This is a genomic window from Thauera sp. 2A1 (genome assembly GCF_009469595.2).
GTDB lineage: Bacteria > Pseudomonadota > Gammaproteobacteria > Burkholderiales > Rhodocyclaceae > Thauera.
In genome coordinates this window covers 24,894-42,327 of the sequence record NZ_SSXV01000143.1, presented here as the reverse complement: position 1 = coordinate 42,327, position 17,434 = coordinate 24,894, and the positions used below count along the sequence as shown (strand labels likewise).

13 protein-coding genes are annotated in these 17,434 nt (G+C 65.6%); 7 read left to right on the top strand and 6 right to left on the bottom strand.

Translation table 11 applies throughout. From position 1 onward, the window contains the following. Window positions 1-22: 22 nt before the first annotated feature. Entirely contained in the window at window positions 23-2,527 is a 2,505-nt protein-coding gene (locus GH664_RS23130; protein ID WP_194270369.1) for a VIT and VWA domain-containing protein, read from the bottom strand. Next, window positions 2,524-3,000 carry a helix-turn-helix domain-containing protein gene (locus GH664_RS23125; RefSeq protein WP_153167874.1) on the bottom strand — a complete coding sequence of 159 codons (477 nt, stop codon included), beginning with the start codon at window positions 2,998-3,000 and terminating at the stop codon, window positions 2,524-2,526. Before GH664_RS23125 ends, GH664_RS23130 begins: the two co-directional genes overlap by 4 nt. Before the next feature lie 105 nt (window positions 3,001-3,105). Between GH664_RS23125 and GH664_RS23120 the strand changes: the two genes are divergently transcribed. Further along, window positions 3,106-3,471, top strand: coding sequence for a hypothetical protein (locus GH664_RS23120; protein ID WP_153167873.1), 366 nt, complete (start codon window positions 3,106-3,108; stop codon window positions 3,469-3,471). A gap of 37 nt (window positions 3,472-3,508) precedes the next feature. Here GH664_RS23120 and arfB read toward each other — a convergent pair whose 3' ends face one another. The 4 genes from arfB to GH664_RS23100 form a co-directional block, all read right to left on the bottom strand. Next, window positions 3,509-3,913 (bottom strand): alternative ribosome rescue aminoacyl-tRNA hydrolase ArfB, encoded by a 405-nt coding sequence (arfB, locus tag GH664_RS23115; RefSeq protein ID WP_153167872.1) that lies wholly within the window; start codon window positions 3,911-3,913, stop codon window positions 3,509-3,511. A 298-nt stretch (window positions 3,914-4,211) separates the two neighbouring features. Continuing rightward, window positions 4,212-4,421, bottom strand: a complete 210-nt coding sequence (locus GH664_RS23110) for a hypothetical protein (RefSeq protein WP_194270376.1) — start codon at window positions 4,419-4,421, stop codon at window positions 4,212-4,214. A 56-nt stretch (window positions 4,422-4,477) separates the two neighbouring features. Then, window positions 4,478-4,822 (bottom strand): IS66 family insertion sequence element accessory protein TnpB, encoded by a 345-nt coding sequence (tnpB, locus tag GH664_RS23105; RefSeq protein WP_153167870.1) that lies wholly within the window; start codon window positions 4,820-4,822, stop codon window positions 4,478-4,480. Then, window positions 4,819-5,199, bottom strand: coding sequence for a transposase (locus tag GH664_RS23100; protein WP_153167869.1), 381 nt, complete (start codon window positions 5,197-5,199; stop codon window positions 4,819-4,821). The genes tnpB and GH664_RS23100 overlap by 4 nt, the downstream gene beginning before the upstream one ends. A 396-nt stretch (window positions 5,200-5,595) precedes the next feature. Here GH664_RS23100 and GH664_RS23095 point away from each other — a divergent pair, with 396 nt between their 5' ends. The 6 genes from GH664_RS23095 to GH664_RS23070 all read left to right on the top strand — a co-directional run bounded on the left by GH664_RS23095 (window position 5,596) and on the right by GH664_RS23070 (window position 17,285). Beyond that, entirely contained in the window at window positions 5,596-5,931 is a 336-nt protein-coding gene (locus GH664_RS23095) for a peptidoglycan-binding protein (RefSeq protein ID WP_153167868.1), read from the top strand. A 522-nt stretch (window positions 5,932-6,453) separates the two neighbouring features. Continuing rightward, complete coding sequence (locus GH664_RS23090) at window positions 6,454-10,062, top strand: S8 family serine peptidase (protein WP_153167867.1); 3,609 nt, start codon at window positions 6,454-6,456, stop codon at window positions 10,060-10,062. A gap of 10 nt (window positions 10,063-10,072) precedes the next feature. Further along, on the top strand, window positions 10,073-11,494 hold the full coding sequence (locus GH664_RS23085) for an MBL fold metallo-hydrolase (RefSeq protein WP_153167866.1): 1,422 nt from the start codon (window positions 10,073-10,075) through the stop codon (window positions 11,492-11,494). Between the two features lie 489 nt (window positions 11,495-11,983). Further along, the gene (locus GH664_RS23080; RefSeq protein WP_153167865.1) at window positions 11,984-13,825 is read left to right on the top strand and encodes an ABC-three component system protein; all 1,842 of its coding nucleotides are present in this window, start codon (window positions 11,984-11,986) and stop codon (window positions 13,823-13,825) included. Next, window positions 13,822-14,421 carry a hypothetical protein gene (locus tag GH664_RS23075; protein ID WP_153167864.1) on the top strand — a complete coding sequence of 200 codons (600 nt, stop codon included), beginning with the start codon at window positions 13,822-13,824 and terminating at the stop codon, window positions 14,419-14,421. The genes GH664_RS23080 and GH664_RS23075 overlap by 4 nt, the downstream gene beginning before the upstream one ends. Further along, window positions 14,421-17,285, top strand: a complete 2,865-nt coding sequence (locus tag GH664_RS23070) for an AAA family ATPase (RefSeq protein ID WP_153167863.1) — start codon at window positions 14,421-14,423, stop codon at window positions 17,283-17,285. The genes GH664_RS23075 and GH664_RS23070 overlap by 1 nt, the downstream gene beginning before the upstream one ends. The last annotated feature ends 149 nt before the right edge of the window (window positions 17,286-17,434 follow it).

Sequence of the window (17,434 nt, the reverse complement as noted above, 5' to 3'; positions counted from 1 at the left end):
GCCACCGCTGCCAAGTAGCGCCTCAAGGCGACCTCCAGCGCCGCCGGCAACCAAGCGCCGTCGCCTCGTCCCGAAGGTCAAACACGCAGTCGGGCCATTGCTCTGCCCGGAGCGTGCTTGCAAACACCTGCAAGCGAGCAACGATCGACGCAGCCGCAGGATCATCCTGCATGAGCTTCGGCGCAGCACCCGGTGCCACACGTTGCACCAAGGCCTTGACTCGGCCAAGCGTGCCGGTGTCCGACAGCAGCGCTTCGTGAAGATCACGTTGCGCCATCTCCTGGACGAAGCAGGCGACCACCAGGGCCTCGCCCTCCCCTTCAGCCAGGACGAACTCCAGCCAGTCAAGCACCGCCGCACCGACACCGATTCGGCGCAACTCGGCATAACCTTGCGGCCATTCGGCCTGCGGGTGACTGCGCAGCCACTGTGTCAGGCCCAGCGGGGTCAGACCAGTGTAGTGCGGCTCCGCACACCAGTAACGCGGATCGTCCCGGGGTGGCTGCCAGGCATCCTGGTTGGAGCCTCGGCGCAGGAAAGCCGGGATGTCATAGGTCCCAGCCTTGTTGGGCGAATCGCCGCGATCCGCACGTCGACGCGAACGAAGCACCACGGGCGCAGCGAAGGTGTTATCGAAGTCAAAACACGCACCGCTTACCGCAACTGGTGAGCCAATGTGCTCCGACGCCTCCTTCAAGGTGAGCGGCGCCATGTTGGGCTCGATGCAGAAATCGAGACTGCCGAGCCCGCCAAAGCCGGCGGGCAGCATCGCGGGTACCTTCACGAGGTCGGGCATGTCCGCTGGCTTGTCGGCTTCGGCACGCGCCTCGACGAGCAGGAAGTTGGTGAGCGGTGTAATCAGTTGCTGGCCGACTGCAAGTTCGAGTGCCTGAGGCGACGCCATCCCCTCGGTTTCAAGCAGGTCCTCGACCTGCGCCGCCACCGCCATACGGTTGAGCACAACGTCGTTCCGAGAAACCGTCAAGGCGGTCTCACCCAGCCGCTCGCTCGCTGGACTGTGCGCCCGCCTGCCCACCAGTCTCACCGTGCCCTCCGGTGCTTGCGCGAAGCGTGCCCACACCGTCACCGCGTCGCCGTCGAACACCGAGCCGGGTAGCGCGCTCATCCACACAGGCTTCGCACCGGCCGGCCACGCAAGCTCCAGCGACGCCATGCGCTGCGAGCGCAGGCGCGCAAACATGCGCAGGACAGCCGGTTCCACGGCCTCTCCCGGTGCGACGAAATCGCACGCCCCGCCGGTCTCCTCGGCCAGGCGGCGCAGCACGCCCTCGGCCGGTGCGCTGCCGATACCGACCACGAAGACCCGGTGGCCCAGCGCGCGCGCCTTCTCCACCGTGCGCTCGATGGCGTGGATCTGGCCATCGGTGATGAGCAGCAGATCGACCGGCGCAGCCCCCTCCTCAGCACCAAGGTTTGCCGCTACCTCGCCCGCGAGGGCCAGCGTGGAATCCAGCGCCTTTTCCATCTCGGTGCCGCCCAGGTCGGCTTGCAACTGTGCCGCCCACCGCTGCCCGGCCAACCGGGTGGCGGGGCTCGTGCGCCACAGGGCGCGCGAGCGGTGCTCGACGGTATCGCCGAAGCGTGACAGCGAGAACCGCTCACCCTCGCGCAGACCGGCGACGATGGCCTGCAGCGCGCGACGCGCGCCGGCAATGCTGTCGCCCTGCATCGAGCCGGAGCAATCCACGAGGATCTTCACCGCGAGCGGATGAGCCGACGCCGGCACGCGCGGGCTGAAGCTCGCCAGCACGCTGACCCCACCCGGGTGCTGCGTGTCCTGCGCGCACAGGGCGAGCGAATCCTGTGCAACCTCATCCAGTACGAGGATGAAGTCGCGATCGAGACAGCCACCGCGCGCAAGCGACACCACCATTGCCGTCGCGCCGCCCTCGCCTTCGAGGCGCATCGACAGCGGATGGCTCGGCGAGCCGATGCGGGCGCGTGCGAGGGCGCCCTCGACGCGCAGGGTGAGTTCGAACGGATACACAACCATCAGGTCATGCTCGACCACCTGGTGCGGCCTCAAGCCGGCATCGCCCACCGGATCGCCATAACGCGGGGCGATCACCGTGGGCACCACCAGGCGCAGGCCATGCTGCTCGAACTGGAGTACCTGGGCATAACGAACCCGCACCACGCAGGTCTCTCCGGGTGCGAGGTTGCCGAGGTTCAGCGTGTAGCTGGAATCAGAATTCTGCTCGAGCAGGATGGCAGTGTTGCCTTCGGCGAGCGCGTCCTCATAGCCCTGCTCGGCCTGCTTCTTCTCGACCACCGCGCCGGACAGGTGGCGATCGCCGATCTGGACCTCGACCCCGAGCAGCACGGCCGCCCAAGGCAGTGGGAAGGTGTAGACGAGCTCGACATGGCGGTCGAAGGGGTTCGCAAAGCGCTGCTCGAGGCTCGCATCGAAAAGCGTGCCGCGCAAGCTTCCTTCAAAGCGCACGCCCTTGAGCGTCAGTGCCTCACCCGCACGCGTCTCGAGCCGTGCCGATTGCTGCTTCATCATGATTCTCTCGCCTGTCGTTCGTTCTTGTTCGTGTTCGCCGGATCCTCCTGCGAGGCACCGTGTTCTTCGCCCTGCGCCGCCTTGAAGGCCGTCATCACGCCCTGGATGAACTGCCGCACCGCCTCGGGACTGAGCCCCGCCCGCTGCGGATCGATCACCACCTCGATGCCGTCCGCTACGGTCAGATGGCTGCACACCGACACGCTGCCGATGGCGCGTTCGCGAGGGGGTACCGGCGGCGGCGCACCGTGGAGCAACTCGCGGATGCGCTCAAGGGAGACGCCGGCAGCGGTCCATTTGCGGATCTGCAGCAGTTGCTCGAGATGCCGCGCGCCGTAGCGGGCCGCCCGGGTCTCGCCCTCGGGGCGGTCGACCAGGCCGATCTGCACGTAGTAACGCACCGTGCGGGGCGGCAGGTCCGCGAGCACGGCCAGCTCGGCCAACGGATAGCTTGGAGAAGCGTCGGTGTTCATGGCGCCTATTGAGCCACTTTTATTTGAACAGCACAACTGTCCTTTAAAATCAGCAGAGGGCTGATAGCATCCGGCCGTCTCCTGACCTAACCTGGCCGTTGCACGATGTCCCCACACCCCCGCCCGACACCGCCCGCCGACAGCCGGGGAACGCGCGCCGCGCTGATCTTCGCGCTCACTGCCGAGCGCCTGTCGATCCACTACGAGCATGGCCAGTGGCTCACCGAGGCCCAGGGCGCGAGTTTCATCGCCGACTGGCTCGGGCGCAGCGAGCGCGCACTACCACTGGCGGAGCGTCGCCAGCTCTCCGCGCTCAGCGACGGCCTGGCGCGCCAGATCGCCGGCTCGCTGTCACGGGAAGCCGGCCTCTACACCACGCACGAGATGATGGAAGCGCTCGATCCGAACTACGACTCGGAGCTGGCGCGCTCGATGATGGACGAATGCGCGCGCCTGCTGGACGCCGAGTGATGCGGGACGCTCACTGACCCTCGACGGGACAAGCCGATCAGTCGCTGACCTTGCCGCGCGCGGCCTTGATCGACGCCCGCCGCGCTTTTCCCTCCAGCCTGCGGGTGACCGACGCGCGGCTTGGCCGGGTCGCGCGACGCGCTTTCGGGGGCGCCGCGACACCCTCGATCAGCTCTTCCAGCCGGCGCAGCGCCTCGGCGCGGTTCTTCTCCAGGCTGCGAAACTTCTGCGCCTTGATGATCACCACGCCGTCCGTGCTGATCCGATGGTCGTGCAGGGCCAGCAGTCGCGCGCGGATGTCCTCGGGCAGGCTCGATGCCACGATGTCGAATCGCAGATGCACCGCGTTCGACACCTTGTTGACGTTCTGACCGCCCGCACCCTGGGCCCGGATCGCGGTGATCTCGATTTCGTCAGGAGAAAGGGTGAAGCGGGTGGTCATCGCTCGGGCAGGATTAGGTCATACGAAATGCAGGCACTGTAGGTCCGGAACATCATGATTCCGAACTGCGACAGGCACAATGAATGAAAGTACCTTTACCGCCACCCACAGCGCGCTGCGTCACATTCGTCATCGGTGACGCCATGCCCCTACCCCTCCTCACCCCCGCGCTGCACCAGGCCGCCGCCACCTGGATCGAATCGCTGGAACGGCATGCACGTCGAAGGCCTCACGCAGGTGCGGGACCGGATCGTAGAGGGCGTAACGACCGCACATGCGCCCGCCCTCCCCGGCTGCCTCAGTGCAGCGTGCCGCCCGCCCCGACGTCGCCTTCCTTCACCGGCAGCAGATCCGTGAACCGCCCCTGCACCTCGGTGTAATGCCGGAACTCGGGCACCCAGATCGTGCGCTTCTTCTTGCTGATGCCTTTCGGCTTGATCGACACCTGGGCCACCTTCGCCCGCAGGGCAATGACTTCGTCAGGGGTGGAAACAGGGGCGTTCGCCATGGCGGCATGATACCGAAGCATGCGGCCAAATGCCGCTAAAAGACGTTCATCTACCGCTATGCGGCCCGATTCGGTGCCGTTCTGACCGGGCGCCGCCAGTCGATGCCTTCGAGCAGCATCGACAGCTGCGCTGGTGTCAGCGCCACGCTCCCGTGCGTGACCTGCGGCCAGACGGACTTGCCGTGCTCGAGCCGCTTGGCGAACAGGCACAAGCCGTCGCCGTCCCACCACAGCACCTTGATCCGGTCTCCACGTCGGCCCCGGAACACGAAGATCTGGCCGCTGAAGGGATCGGTCTGGAGTTGGGTCTGAACGAGGGCCGCCAGCCCGTCGAAGCCGCGCCGCATGTCGGTGATGCCGGCCGCGATCCAGATCCGCGTCCCAGAAGGCGGGGCGATCATCGCAACAGCACCGCCAGCACCTGCGCGAGCACCTGGGCGTCGGGACGTCCCTCGACGGTCAGCCGCGCGCCCTTGCGCTCGATCGTCAGCCGACCGAACGCGACCGCCGGGGGATCGAGCCTCTCCGTTGCCTCCAAACCATCGGTGTCGGTGAGAACGATCGGCACGAACGCAGCCGTACCCAAACGACCTTCGTGGTAGGCCTTGCGCCACGTGAAAATCTGGTTGGCGTTGATGTCGTGCTGGCGCGCGAGCCGCGACACAGAGGCGCCCGGCTGCAGCGACTGCTCGACGACGGTACGCTTGAACTCGATCGTGTGGCGGCGGTACGGCCCGCGCGGGCCGCGCTGCGGGCGTTGATCCAAATTTGTGTCCATGAATGCAATCGTGGGCACAACGTTGGGTGCCCCCTCAGAGGGGGTGATCGTCAGCGACGGCTACGCCGAAGGAAAGACGGCATTGGGCGGACGCTTACGGTGCCAGCCTCAGCGCACGCTTAGCGTACTTTGCGATCCGTCTTCTGAGCATCCCGTCCCCCGCAAGCGGTGGAAGGCGTTAGCAAAGAAAACAATAACTTGTAAAACGTTTTCTTGAGAGACGCCCGCCATCCTCAACTGCTTCACCTACCTGGGCATGCCGCAATCGGCCCGGGCCGAGCACATTGCGCCTGCTGCATGAAATGGCCCGCGATCACTTGAATGCTGTCGACCACAGGCTATGCTGAACGAATGCTTTGTCATGAAGGGGCCCTTGTCTAGCCCGAGATTGTGTAAATGTACGCAGCCGCCGACCAGGGCTTCTGGGGCTTGGAGCTGCCGTTTGTGGTTCGCGGCAAGGAGATTTCACCGCTGACGCTGGCCGCAATGCCCCCCGGCTGCTACGACGGCCCGCAACCGGGATCACGGCCGCTGACGCTGTCGGCCCCGCTGGCGCGCGGGTTCGACGTCCGGCTGCTGCAACTCGGGCTGTCTGACCGCGGCGTGGATATTCAGGTCGACGGCATATTCGGGCAGACGACCTTGAATCTGGTGAAGACTTGGCGGGCGCAGAACGGGCGGCCGGCCAACGGTATTGCCGATCTGGCGCTGATTGGCGAGTTGACAGCCTGATCAACGCTTTCTGCCCGCGAAATACCAGCAGCAGTTGCAAGAGTGACCAACGCTCCGAGGACGGTGCATGACAGACGCGACAAGCGCAATCAAGAAGGTCATGGCGCCTGGTGCAGATCAGGAGCACGGCGCAGCACTCTTTGATCTCAATGCAGAATCCGTGGCGACGCGCTGCGCTCCCGCGGGGAGACAGCGGGTTTCCCCGATGCCCTGCCCGCGGGCGATGCGCCGGCTGGAGCGGCGCCACTTCACAACACGGTGGTTCGCCGTGGTCTCGCAAAGCGCGCCTGCCGCGGCGGACGCACCGCCCCGCAGTTCGCGATTCCGTCGTCGGACCCGCAGCGGCGCGAGTTCGTCCGCTACGGCCAGCAAGAGCGCCTGGTTTCGTGGCGGCACCTGCCCCGTCCGCCGGCCCGGCGATGGCGGGACTTTAACGGAAGAACTCTTGAAATCGCCCGGGTTGCGCGCGCATGGGGTTGGCGAGACGCGCGGCCCGGCGCATCGACCGTGGAGAGGCGGGTGATGGCCCAAGTTCAAAGATTCCTCGTCAAGATGCCGGTCGTGGCGCCGAACACGTCCCTGTCCCTTGCCGGGCAGGCTGCGGTGCTGCGTGCCCGCCCCCTTTTCGGCAGTATCACCGAGCCCCGCACAGCCAGCGTCGCGGCGCCGTCGATCTGGCACATTGTCGAGGCGCCGGTGGCGCTGGACATGGGCAATGCGTGGGACGTCTGTCACTCGATGGTCACCCAGGGCCTCGGTTTGGCCGGCGGGGTCCGGCCGGAGTTCGCCGAGCCGGATTTACAGCAGGCATGGATAACCGCCCCACCGAACGACCGCGAACAGGCGCTCGTCGCCTCGTGCGCGGCGGACGACCAGAAGACCGGCCCCGATGGCTTTCCCGGGGCGCTGGACAACTTCTGGTACCAGGACGACGCCCACGGTCAGTTCGCCCGTGCGCTGGCCGATCTGCCGTTGCCTGCCGACGACGGCAAGCTGGTGCGGGTGGCCCACCTCGATACCGGCTACGACCCTGATCACCATAGCCTGCCCCGGCGCCTCGAGCGGACCCTGCAGCGCAACTTCGTCGACGATGACCGCCCGAACGATGCCGCCGACGACTCCTCCGGCTTCTTCAATAACCTTGGCCACGGCACCGGCACCCTGAGCATCCTCGCCGGCGCGCCAGCAGCGGGCCTACCACGGCTCGGCGCCGCACCCTTCGTGAAGGTGGTGCCTATCCGTGTCGCCAACCGGGTCGAGCTCTTCTACAACAGCGCCATCGCCCAGGCCTTCGACTATGTACACGGCCTGACCGCGGGAAAGGGGCCAGAGAGCGCCGTGGCGGTGATTTCGATGAGCATGGGTGGCCTCGCTAGCCGGGCCTGGGCGGACGCGGTAAACGCGCTTTACGAGGCGGGGGTCGTCGTCGTCACCGCGGCTGGCAACAACTTCGGCAATCTGCCCACCCGCCATCTTGTCTATCCGGCGCGCTTCAACCGCGTCATTGCTGCCTGCGGCGTGATGGCTGACCACTCGCCTTACGCCGATCTGCCACTGAGAAAGATGGCCGGGAACTACGGCCCCGACAGCAAGATGCGCACAGCCCTCGCTGCCAGCACGCCGAACGTGCCGTGGGCCAAGTTCGGCTGCTCCGACGTGGTCGATTTCGATGGTGCGGGTACGTCCGCAGCAACGCCCCAGATCGCCGCCGCTGCAGCCATGTGGCTGCAGAAAAACAAGGCCGCCTGCGATGCCTACTCCCAGCCCTGGATGTGCGTCGAGGCGGCGCGTCGGGCCCTATTTTCCAGCGCTGCCCGCGGCGACGGCCACAAACTGGGCAACGGCGAATTGCGCGTCGCCGCTGCTATGGCGGTGGCCCCGGCGGAAGAGACACAACTCGCCAAGGAAGCCCCCGATTCGGCCTGCTTCGGATTCCTCAAGGTGCTTACCGGCCTCGGCGTTGACGCTGGCACCGCGCAGCAGGCGATGCTCGAACTGGAGGCGCTGCAGCTTTCCCAATCCGCGGCGATCGAGGCAATTCTGCCCGATGCCGGCGTCGATCCGGCCTCCCTCGATGCCAGCACGCGGAGCGCGCTGGCGAAGGCACTTGCCGAACATCCCCGGGCCTCGCAAGCACTGCGCCGCGCCCTGCGGGCCGTTGACGCGCCCCCGATTGGGCCGGCCGCCACTTCGCCTAGCGTCGAGGCCCTGCAGTTGAGGCACGCCGTCGCACCGCGCCCGCCCGAACCCACTGCGCGCCGCTTGCGAATCTATGCTTACGACCCGTCGCTCGGCCGGGAACTGGAGACAATCGGACTCAACGAGACCATTTCCACTATCCGCTGGGAGCACAACCTGGCGCCGGGGCCGGTCGGCGAATACGTCGAAGTGGTGGACGTGGACCCGGCGAGCGGCTGCTGCTATGCGCCGGTGGACCTCAACGACCCGCGCCTCCTGGCGTCCGACGGCCTGCGCCCCGCCGAGGCCAACCCCCAGTTCCACCAGCAAATGGCCTACGCGGTGGCCATGAAGACCATCGAACACTTCGAGCGGGCGCTGGGCCGCACCGCCCTGTGGTCTCCGCGCGTCGTGCAGGTGCCGCTGCAGGCGCGCGCCGGCGATCCACCAACGAGCGGTGCGCAGAATCGCCCGCAGACCCGGCCCGGGCAACGCTTCGTGCAGCGGCTGCGCATCTATCCTCACGCGCTGCGCGAGCAAAACGCCTACTACAGCCCGGATCGCAAGGCCTTGTTGCTCGGCTATTTCTCGTGCCGTTTCGACGTCGCCGGCGCGCCGAGCCAGACGGTATTCACCGCGCTTTCCCATGACATCGTCGCCCACGAGACGACCCACGCGCTCCTCGACGGTCTCCACCCGCGCTTCCGCGAGCCGACGAACCCCGACGTTCTTGCCTTTCACGAAGCCTTCGCCGACATTGTCGCGCTGTTCCAGCACTTCACCCTGCACGAATCCTTGCGCGACCAGCTGCGCAAGGTGCGCGGCGACCTGTCCGGGCAGAACAGCCTGCTCGCTCAGTTGGCCGTCGAATTCGGCAGGGCGCGGGGGCTGCACGGCGGGCTGCGCAATGCCATCGGACAGTTCACCGACGACGGGGCCGGTGGCAAGACCTGGACGCCGGCGCGGCCAACGATCGGCGACTACCAGGCATCGAACGAGCCCCACGCCCGCGGCGCGGTGCTCGTCGCTGCGGTCTTCGACGCCTTTTCGCAGGTCTACGCGCGCCGTGCGCTGCGGCCGATCAGTCTGGCCACCGGCGGCTCCGAAGTGCTGCCCCCAGGTGTCCTGTCCAGCGAACTCACCGACGCCCTCACCGACGTGGCCGCCAAGGTCGCCGGCCACGTGCTGACGATCTGTATCCGCGCGCTCGACTACTGCCCGCCGGTGGACATCACCTTCGGCGACTTCCTGCGCGCCCTCGTCACCGCCGACCACGACCTCGTGCCGTCGGACCCGTGGGGCTACCGCGTGGCCTTCGTGTCGGCGTTTGCCCAGCGCGGCATCTTCCCCGAAGCGGTGCGCAGCCTGTCCGTCGAAACCGTGCTGTGGGAGCCACCACCCCTTGCCTTCAGCCGGCTCGGTGGCCTGCTGCACAGGTTGCGCCTGAAGTGGGACCGCAGCACCCATCGGCGCCGCGCGTGGCTCAGTTCGTTGGTCAATGCGCGGCAGGTTCACCGCTGGCTGCAGGACAGTGTCAGCGACGAGGAGTTCGAGATGCTCGGCCTGCAGCGCCGGGCCGCCAAAGGTTACCGGCTGCGTAACGCGGCCGGCGAAAGCATTGAATGCGACCTGCACGCCATCGAGGTCCATTCCGTGCGGCCACTGCAGCGGGTCGGTCCGGATGGGCGCCTGCTGTCGCAACTGGTCGTTGAACTGACCCAGTCCCTGACTGCCTGCGACGGCAGCCGCATGAAATTCCGCGGCGGCGCGACCCTACTTTTCGACCTCAATACCCAGTCGGCGGTCTATATGGTCCGCAAGCGCTTCGACCAAGTGGCCCGCGTCACGCGCAGTCAGGCCGCCTGGCAGGCGCAGATGGACGCGGCCGGCAACAACTACACCGGACTGGCGGCGCAGGCGCGCGAGCCCTTCGCCTTCCTTCACCGCCGCTGAGGAAATCGCCATGGTAGGCAACGCAAGCGACAAGGGCACGACGAAGACGCGCTCGAGATCCAGGAAAGGACCCGGCGCAACGGTGGTAACGCCGGTGGCAACGAACGCGCCGCGTCCGGCTGCCACGGTACGTACCTACCGGCACGGCCTGGGCGACTGCCACCTGCTCACGCTCACCAGCGCGACCGGGCGGAAGTTCCGGATGCTCATCGACTGCGGCGTGATCCTCGGCACAACGAACGCCCAAGCGAAGATGAGCGCCGTCATGAGGGACGTGATCCAGGAATCCGGCGGGACCGTGGATGTCCTGGTGGCCACTCACCGACACTGGGATCACGTGTCCGGCTTCGTGCAGGCGGCCGATGATTTTGCCCGGCTGAAGGTCGGCCAGGTCTGGCTGGGATGGACTGAGAACCCCCGCGACCCCGACGCCGCGCCGCTGCGCAAGCAACAGGCGGATGCGCTGGCGATGCTGCAACCGGCGGCGGCGAGGATGCATCTGGCCGCCAGCGCCGAGCCAACGCTGCTGGCGACGGTCCTCGAATTCTTCGGCGCCGCCGGCGCTGCCACCACGGACGGCGCTATGGACGCGCTGCGGGCCAAGGGCGGCGCCACGCTTCGCTATTGCGACCCGAAGGACGAGCCGTTCGAACTGTCCGATTTCGGCGCGCGCATTTACGTGCTGGGCCCGCCCCGCGACGAGGCTTTCCTGAAGAAGATGCTGCCCGCCAAGACGGACCGGGACGAAACCTACCATCTCGCGGCCGAGGCATTCGCCGCCAGCGTCGCCGCTGCCGCCGCGGCGCTCGGCGGCAGCGACGAGGACCAGCCCTTCGGCGGCCCCTATCGGATTCCGGACGTGGTCGCTCGCAGCATGCCCTTTTTCCAAGCCCGCTACTGGGTCGACGAGGGCGCGGGCGAAGCCTGGCGCAGTATCGACCTCGCCTGGATGGATAGCGCGACCCAGCTCGCGCTGATGCTGGACAACCTAGTCAATAACACCAGTCTCGTGCTGGCGGTCGATCTGGGCGCGGCCGGCGTGCTCCTCTTTGCGGCCGACGCCCAGGTCGGGAACTGGGAATCCTGGCGCACCCACGAGTGGACGGTCGGCGGCACGCGGGTCGTGGTCGACGATCTCCTTAAACGCACCGTCCTCTACAAGGTCGGTCATCATGGCAGCTACAACGCAACCCTTCGCAAGGGCGGCCTCGAATCCATGAGTGGGCTGCGGGTCGCCCTGATCCCGGTGGACCACAACATGGCGGTGAAGAAGCGTTGGGGTGACATCCCGCTGAACACCCTGGTCGCCGCCCTCGAACAGACCACCGGCGCAGCCGGATACGTTCTACGCAGCGACGCGCTGCCTTCCGCGCAGGCCAGCGCCCGCGGCGCCCGCTCCACCGACCTCTATTTCGAGGTGACGGTGGACTGAAGGCGCGCCCCTGCGAAAGTCCGAAGCACGGAGTCGCAGCCCGCGGCCATCACCGGCCTGTGGCCCCTTGGACGAAACGGTCGATGGAACGGCAACTCCACTCCGACTACTGCCGGTCACGCCTTGAGGCCGCACGCCGGCAAGTCGGCCTCAGTTGCCGGCCAGCGTGCGCCAGATGAGCGGCGGCAACGCAGCCTACAACTGCCGTAGGGTACTTTGCGCGGTCGAACGGTGGGTCCGCAATCTTGCGAACTCACCATATCGACCCGAAGCAGCCCTTTGCGAACTGAATCCAGACAAATCGGCCGTGCCGGACGAGCTCCGATCCCCTCTTTCCTAGAGCGGTATGGGGAGGAAGGGGCTAAAGGTACGCCGAGGCAGCCACGACTGCTAGATCCCCAGGGTCAAGGTGGCGATAACACATGACGACGGGAAGAAGGTATTCTAACGAGCGACAGTTCAACCGTTGCCGGCTGCCCCTACTACAACGTGCCCAATCTGCATTTTCAGTTCGCAGGAGATCATACCCGGATCGATGTGGACTATGCGCTTCGCACAGGAGGTGGGCTCAATATCTGCCTTCTCCAGTTTTCGGCGACGATTGACCAGGCGTTACATGATGCTTCCCGGCCAATCGCGGTGAGCGTTCTGCGCGACCTGCTCATCGGAGGACCGAACCACCCGCAGCCCGCGTTGCAGCAGTTGATGCCCGGAGGCGGTCCCGTTCTCGTCGTCGCACCGGAATATTCCTTGGGCTCAGGTGACTGGACTGCGGTCGATAAGATTGTACGAGCGACTAATCGTCCGCTCGTATTGATCGCTGGGTTCGGGGCAACCGTGGGCCAGACTGTGCTGGATTGGCAGACAGGTGGAGCAGAAGGAGGCACGCATCGCCATCTGGCTTGGTTGCAGGTTGATCACCCCCTCAGCGTCGCGATGCGGGTCAACGGCGGATGGTGCTGGGTTCACGAGCCCAATGGCATTACCCACTGTATCGCGTACCTCAAGAATGTCCTTCAGCAGGCGTTCGAGGCTGTGGCCATTCCCGACCTGCAGACCGGCGAGACATTCCTACATCTGCGGTTCACCGATCTCGACATCTTGCCGCTGATTTGCGCTGATCTCGTGCAACCGGCCGCGCAGAACTCCGCGTCGCCACAAGCAAGGATACAACGCATGCTGGCGACTCTTCCTGACGACCGGCCGACGCTCGTCGTGGGGTCATTGCTCCAAACCGGTTTCAATCAGAACTGGGCGGTCGCGATCGATTCACTCCTCAACGTCGTGCTTGCCGGGCGATCGGGCGCCGTTGCGCTCTGCAATGTCGCGCATGATGAACCGGTGGCGAATGAGACCCATGACAAGTGGCGCAGTCTGACCGGCGTATTTGCACCTTATGGCACGATGACTCATGGCCAAGCGAGTTTGCCTGCGACTCGCGCACTCAACGCCCAAGGCGTTGTTGGCGCAGTCGTGCGCCAAACGCACCCATCGGCTACTGCGGGTCTTGTCTCTTGGGCGCCGTACAACCCGGTCAATGGTAACTTTGTCTGGCGGGGCAACATGGCGTGCCCGATCCACGACGAGGGAATCGCGGCGCCCGTCGTGATTGCGCCAAGCGCGGCTGCTTGTGAGATTGCACGATTCCTCCGCCGGCATCCGCCCGATCCCGGCTGCGCGCCAAGGCTCGCTAGAGGCATCATCGAAATCGGCGAACAATTGCGGCGCTCCGATCCGCACGGCCCGGCGTCCTTACTCAACTCGACACTGAAAGGAACCCGCGCCGCCGAACCGGTTGACCCCGATGCACTCCATGATGCGGAGGTGGGTAGTGCGCTTAAGACCGGGCTCCATGCACTTGCGACGCTAAAGTCGATTGAGGGGATCAGGTGGCAGACTGTTCCGGGTATGACTGGCCAACTGCGGATCGATACGCAGGACCGTCACATCCTTGTGTGGCGCTCGCCCAGCGAATCACCGCGAGCGCTGAAGCGCCATCTTGCCGAATGGAGACTTAACGGTGGCGTACATCCGTACCTCGTGGTATTCGGATCCACACGCATGGGTGACATTGCCGATGGGGAAATCGAAGAGGATCGGCGGGACGACATCAGCGCTGCACCTGCGGTCGGCACCGACCTCTCCGCCGGCGGATCGCTTGCACCTGTCGCTGGTGATATCACTACTACCAAAGTACTGCGGCGGGTAGCGGGTCTTGGTCTCTCGCATGTCGCGGCAGTCTTCGCCGACTATGATGCCGCCGACGATGATGCGCGCGTGACTGCGCTGCTCGACCGAATCGGCGCGTTCTTTCAGGAGGGGAGTGGATGACGGAAGGAACTGAACCCGCGGACCTCGCGGGCGCCCGTGGGCAGCTTGAAGAACTTTGCGCCAAGGTTGGACTCGTGAGCATTAACGATCTTCCGCAATCGGAAACACCTATCCGGCCGCCCAACGGTTCGACGCTTTGGTCCTCCTCCTATGCGCGCGTTCTTCTCTGGCCGTGCGGGGCAAGCGACCCGGCGTCGGTCGAGCAGGCGGCGGCGGCTGGCCAAGCCTGGTTCGATGAAGTTCTCGTCCAAGGCGAACGCCACACACGGGGCCGTCCGATCGATGGCTATCTCGTGCTCGCGCTTCCGCAAGCCCCCGACGCCGAGGCACGGGAGGAAATTCGCCGTATTGAGCTTTCGGTGCAGGTCTGTCGCAAGCATTTGATCTGGCCATCCTCGGCCGATGATGCCGACGGTGACCCAGTCGGATGGCGACGTGTGGCTGACGTCACGGTCCTGGGGCTGCCCGACGCGGTAGCCGCGCCTGGTCCGGAACTGCAATGGCCTGGCCTCGACATTGAGGCCGAGGCGCTATGGAACGAACTTGTTTCCATCGGTGTCGCTGAAGCGATCCTGCGCCACGAGGAAGCGGCCTGATGAGCGGAATTCGGCTTTCTTCTCTGAGCGTCGCCCATTTTCGGGGGATCAACGATTCGGTCAAGTTCGACTTCAGCGCACCGCTGACGCTGGTGTTCGCGCCAAACGGCACCGGCAAGACCACGATGTGCGAGGCTACCGAATGGCTGCTCACCGGCCAGGTCGAGCGCCTGAAGGAAGGCAAGTCCTTTGACGCAAGGGTGCTCCGCTCCAAATTCACTGAGGAGACCGATTTCCCCGTGACGGCCGCCGACCTCCATATCGACGGCCAACGGCGTTTCGTCGCTCGCTTTGCGGATGGCGCGCAGTCCCCCGCGGTCTTCGGAAACGATGTTGCGAGCGCGACCGATTACCGCCCACATGAGCTGCTGGCGCTTCTTGCGCCTGCCGCTGCGGCAAACGAGGCGCACCATCTGACGGCAATCAATCTGCGCCAACGCTGGCTCAAGGGGACGCGGTTTCTGGGTGCAGAGTCGCTCGCCGCTCTAGTCGATACCGATGACGAGACGATCGAGCGACGAACCCAAGTCTTTGCCGATTTGCTAGGCATTCGCCACCTGCTCGATGCCGAGCGCCAGTGCGAGAAATATGCAACCGAGCTCTCCACCCGGCTTCGTTCACTGACTCAGCTGATCGCGCGGCAATCCGCCGAAGCCGATGCGCTGGAAAAAGCTCTCGCGGGCGAAGAGACGGATGGGCCGGCACGCACGATTTCGGCACGCTCTGAAGCCAGGGCTGCCGTTGCGCTCCTGGCGTCGAATGAGCTGCGCCAATCCCAAGAACAAGCGAATTTCGACGACCTGCTCGAAGCGCTCACTGCCATCCAGCGTCGCCAGAGTCACGCATTGGATGCGCGCACGCGTGCCGCACAGCGCGTTGAAGTGCGGTGGAGCACGCGCTCCAGCTTGGAATACGCTGTGGACGAAGGAGCCGCGCTCGAAGCGAGGTTGACGCAATCGCTTGCCGACATCGAGCAAAAGACCAGCGAAGCTGCAGCGCGCGTTGCCGAGCGCAGCTCGCAGCGCTACGCGGTGAGCAACGCGGCCCGCGCATTTGCTGCAGCCAAGGACCGACTCTCCCATTTGAGCGCCGTGCTTCTCGCTGTGCTACTCGATACCGGTGCCTTGGACGGGCGTCCGCAGTCACTCGCAGCGCTATCGGAACGATATCCTCAGAGCCTGTGGACCGCCAGCGCGCGCGAGCAATACCGCAGCGACTTGGCAGCCCTTGAGGCTGCGCTCGAGCAAGCAGCTGATCAGATCGAGCGCCTGCGCGTGCTCGATGCGGATCTGGCGGCGGCGCGCTCGAGACCGGTATCCGAGGAGGCACTCGCCGTCCTGCGCAGCGACGTCGCAGAGGCTGACGCCCGTGCCCGCACCGCCGTCACCATCCTGGATGGCACGGCGGATCCGGTGGCCCGCCTGCAAGCAGCCGCGCGTGATCTCCTGTTGCACGATCATGGCATCGACGCTGCCAAATGCCCGACCTGTTCGCATGACTGGGGCGACGCCGTGCGTTTGCGTTCCGCCATTGCCGCCACGCTCTCGGCGGCGCCGGAGTTCGTTGAGGCGGCCAGGGCTGCGGCTACCGTCGCCTCCGACGCGGCACGGGCAGCGCGCGGGCGGCTCGATGCAGCGCTTTCCGCGCAAGCCCAAGTCGCTACGCTCGAGAAGGAGCACGCCGGTCTGGTAGCTGCCGACGATGCCCGGCATCGCGCGATAGAGCGGCTTGGTCTCGCAGAGGGCGCCACTCCCGAGACGGTCAAGGCTGCGCGCCTCCATCTGGATGTCGCCGATGCTCTCGCAGAGCTCATCGCCGCGCGTGACAGCCTCTCGCCGACGCTTCCGGGTGACCTCCTCCTCGCACCCGACGCGCAGGTCTCCGACCTGCTCGATCAGCTCGATGCGACCTTCTCTGCGCGTGACCGCGTTATTCAGCTCCAGCTAGCGGATCTGGCGAAAGGAATCGAAACGGCGACTCAGGAGCGCGACCAATTGCGTGCAAGCTACGCCGCCACCCAGCAGGCCCTGCGTGAGTCCCGCGAGGCATTGCAGCGGAAGTCGTCGGAGCTCGCCACTCTGCGCATGGCCTGCGCAGAGGCTGCTCCGGGTGTCGATTGGTCGGATACCACCCTAACCACACTCAAGACGGAGCTCGCCGCGGAAGCCCAGCGGCTATCGCGTGCCGAGGGTCACATCGAAGCCGCGCGGGCAGCATGGGCGGCCGAGTCTCGGCGCGCGAGGCTCAAGGAACTGCGCCAAGCAATCCAGCCCTCGCTCGATCGGAAAAAGCGCATGAGTGACCGGATTGCCGCCGCAAATCGCGCGAGAGCGGTCTTTTACGACGCCTATACCACAATGAGTCGAAAACAGGTCCAGGACCTTAGCCGCGTCGTCAATCCGCTCTTCGCACGCATGCACGCCAACCGCGTATTTGATCGCATCAATCTCGGCGAGGACAGCGACTTCCTTCACTGGCTGGCCGACGCTGGCGGTCAGCAGCTCGACCCCGGGACGGATTTCAGTCAAGGACAGCGGCAGGATTTAGCGCTCGCGCTGTTCCTCGCACGGGCGCGCAGCCTCGGAGGCACATTCTTCCTCGACGAGCCGATCATCCATCTCGACGATCTCAATCGCGTCGGACTACTCGACATCTTGCGCGCGACCGTTCTTGAGAACAGTCGGGCCCTCAATCTCGTCATCACGACTTCGAGCCGTGCGTTGGCTCGCCACCTCATCGAGAAGTTCGCCGGCATCGATTTGGTAGAGACGCCGGCAGGAAAGGTGCATCCGCTTAAGGTTCTGGAGCTTGACGGCAACGGGCGCAGCGGCATTCGGCTGAGCACCATCTATCCGCTACGCTAAACGCTGTGTTTGGCGGTATACGTCTATGAGGCTTCCGGGCGGATTTCAGCGACTGAGGCGGACGTGGAATCGGCAGTCAAATTGGGGGGAGATCTACAGACATTCTTCACTGCCTTAGCTCCATCCAAATTGCTCTGTCGGTTCGAATG

What these genes read in the sequence shown, in the direction of transcription:
- GH664_RS23130 (WP_194270369.1), bottom strand. Translation starts at nt 2,527, where the DNA reads ATGATGAAGCAGCAATCGGCACGGCTCGAGACGCGTGCGGGTGAGGCA.
- GH664_RS23125 (WP_153167874.1), bottom strand. Translation starts at nt 3,000, where the DNA reads ATGAACACCGACGCTTCTCCAAGCTATCCGTTGGCCGAGCTGGCCGTG.
- GH664_RS23120 (WP_153167873.1), top strand. Translation starts at nt 3,106, where the DNA reads ATGTCCCCACACCCCCGCCCGACACCGCCCGCCGACAGCCGGGGAACG.
- arfB (WP_153167872.1), bottom strand. Translation starts at nt 3,913, where the DNA reads ATGACCACCCGCTTCACCCTTTCTCCTGACGAAATCGAGATCACCGCG.
- GH664_RS23110 (WP_194270376.1), bottom strand. Translation starts at nt 4,421, where the DNA reads ATGGCGAACGCCCCTGTTTCCACCCCTGACGAAGTCATTGCCCTGCGG.
- tnpB (WP_153167870.1), bottom strand. Translation starts at nt 4,822, where the DNA reads ATGATCGCCCCGCCTTCTGGGACGCGGATCTGGATCGCGGCCGGCATC.
- GH664_RS23100 (WP_153167869.1), bottom strand. Translation starts at nt 5,199, where the DNA reads ATGGACACAAATTTGGATCAACGCCCGCAGCGCGGCCCGCGCGGGCCG.
- GH664_RS23095 (WP_153167868.1), top strand. Translation starts at nt 5,596, where the DNA reads ATGTACGCAGCCGCCGACCAGGGCTTCTGGGGCTTGGAGCTGCCGTTT.
- GH664_RS23090 (WP_153167867.1), top strand. Translation starts at nt 6,454, where the DNA reads ATGGCCCAAGTTCAAAGATTCCTCGTCAAGATGCCGGTCGTGGCGCCG.
- GH664_RS23085 (WP_153167866.1), top strand. Translation starts at nt 10,073, where the DNA reads ATGGTAGGCAACGCAAGCGACAAGGGCACGACGAAGACGCGCTCGAGA.
- GH664_RS23075 (WP_153167864.1), top strand. Translation starts at nt 13,822, where the DNA reads ATGACGGAAGGAACTGAACCCGCGGACCTCGCGGGCGCCCGTGGGCAG.
- GH664_RS23070 (WP_153167863.1), top strand. Translation starts at nt 14,421, where the DNA reads ATGAGCGGAATTCGGCTTTCTTCTCTGAGCGTCGCCCATTTTCGGGGG.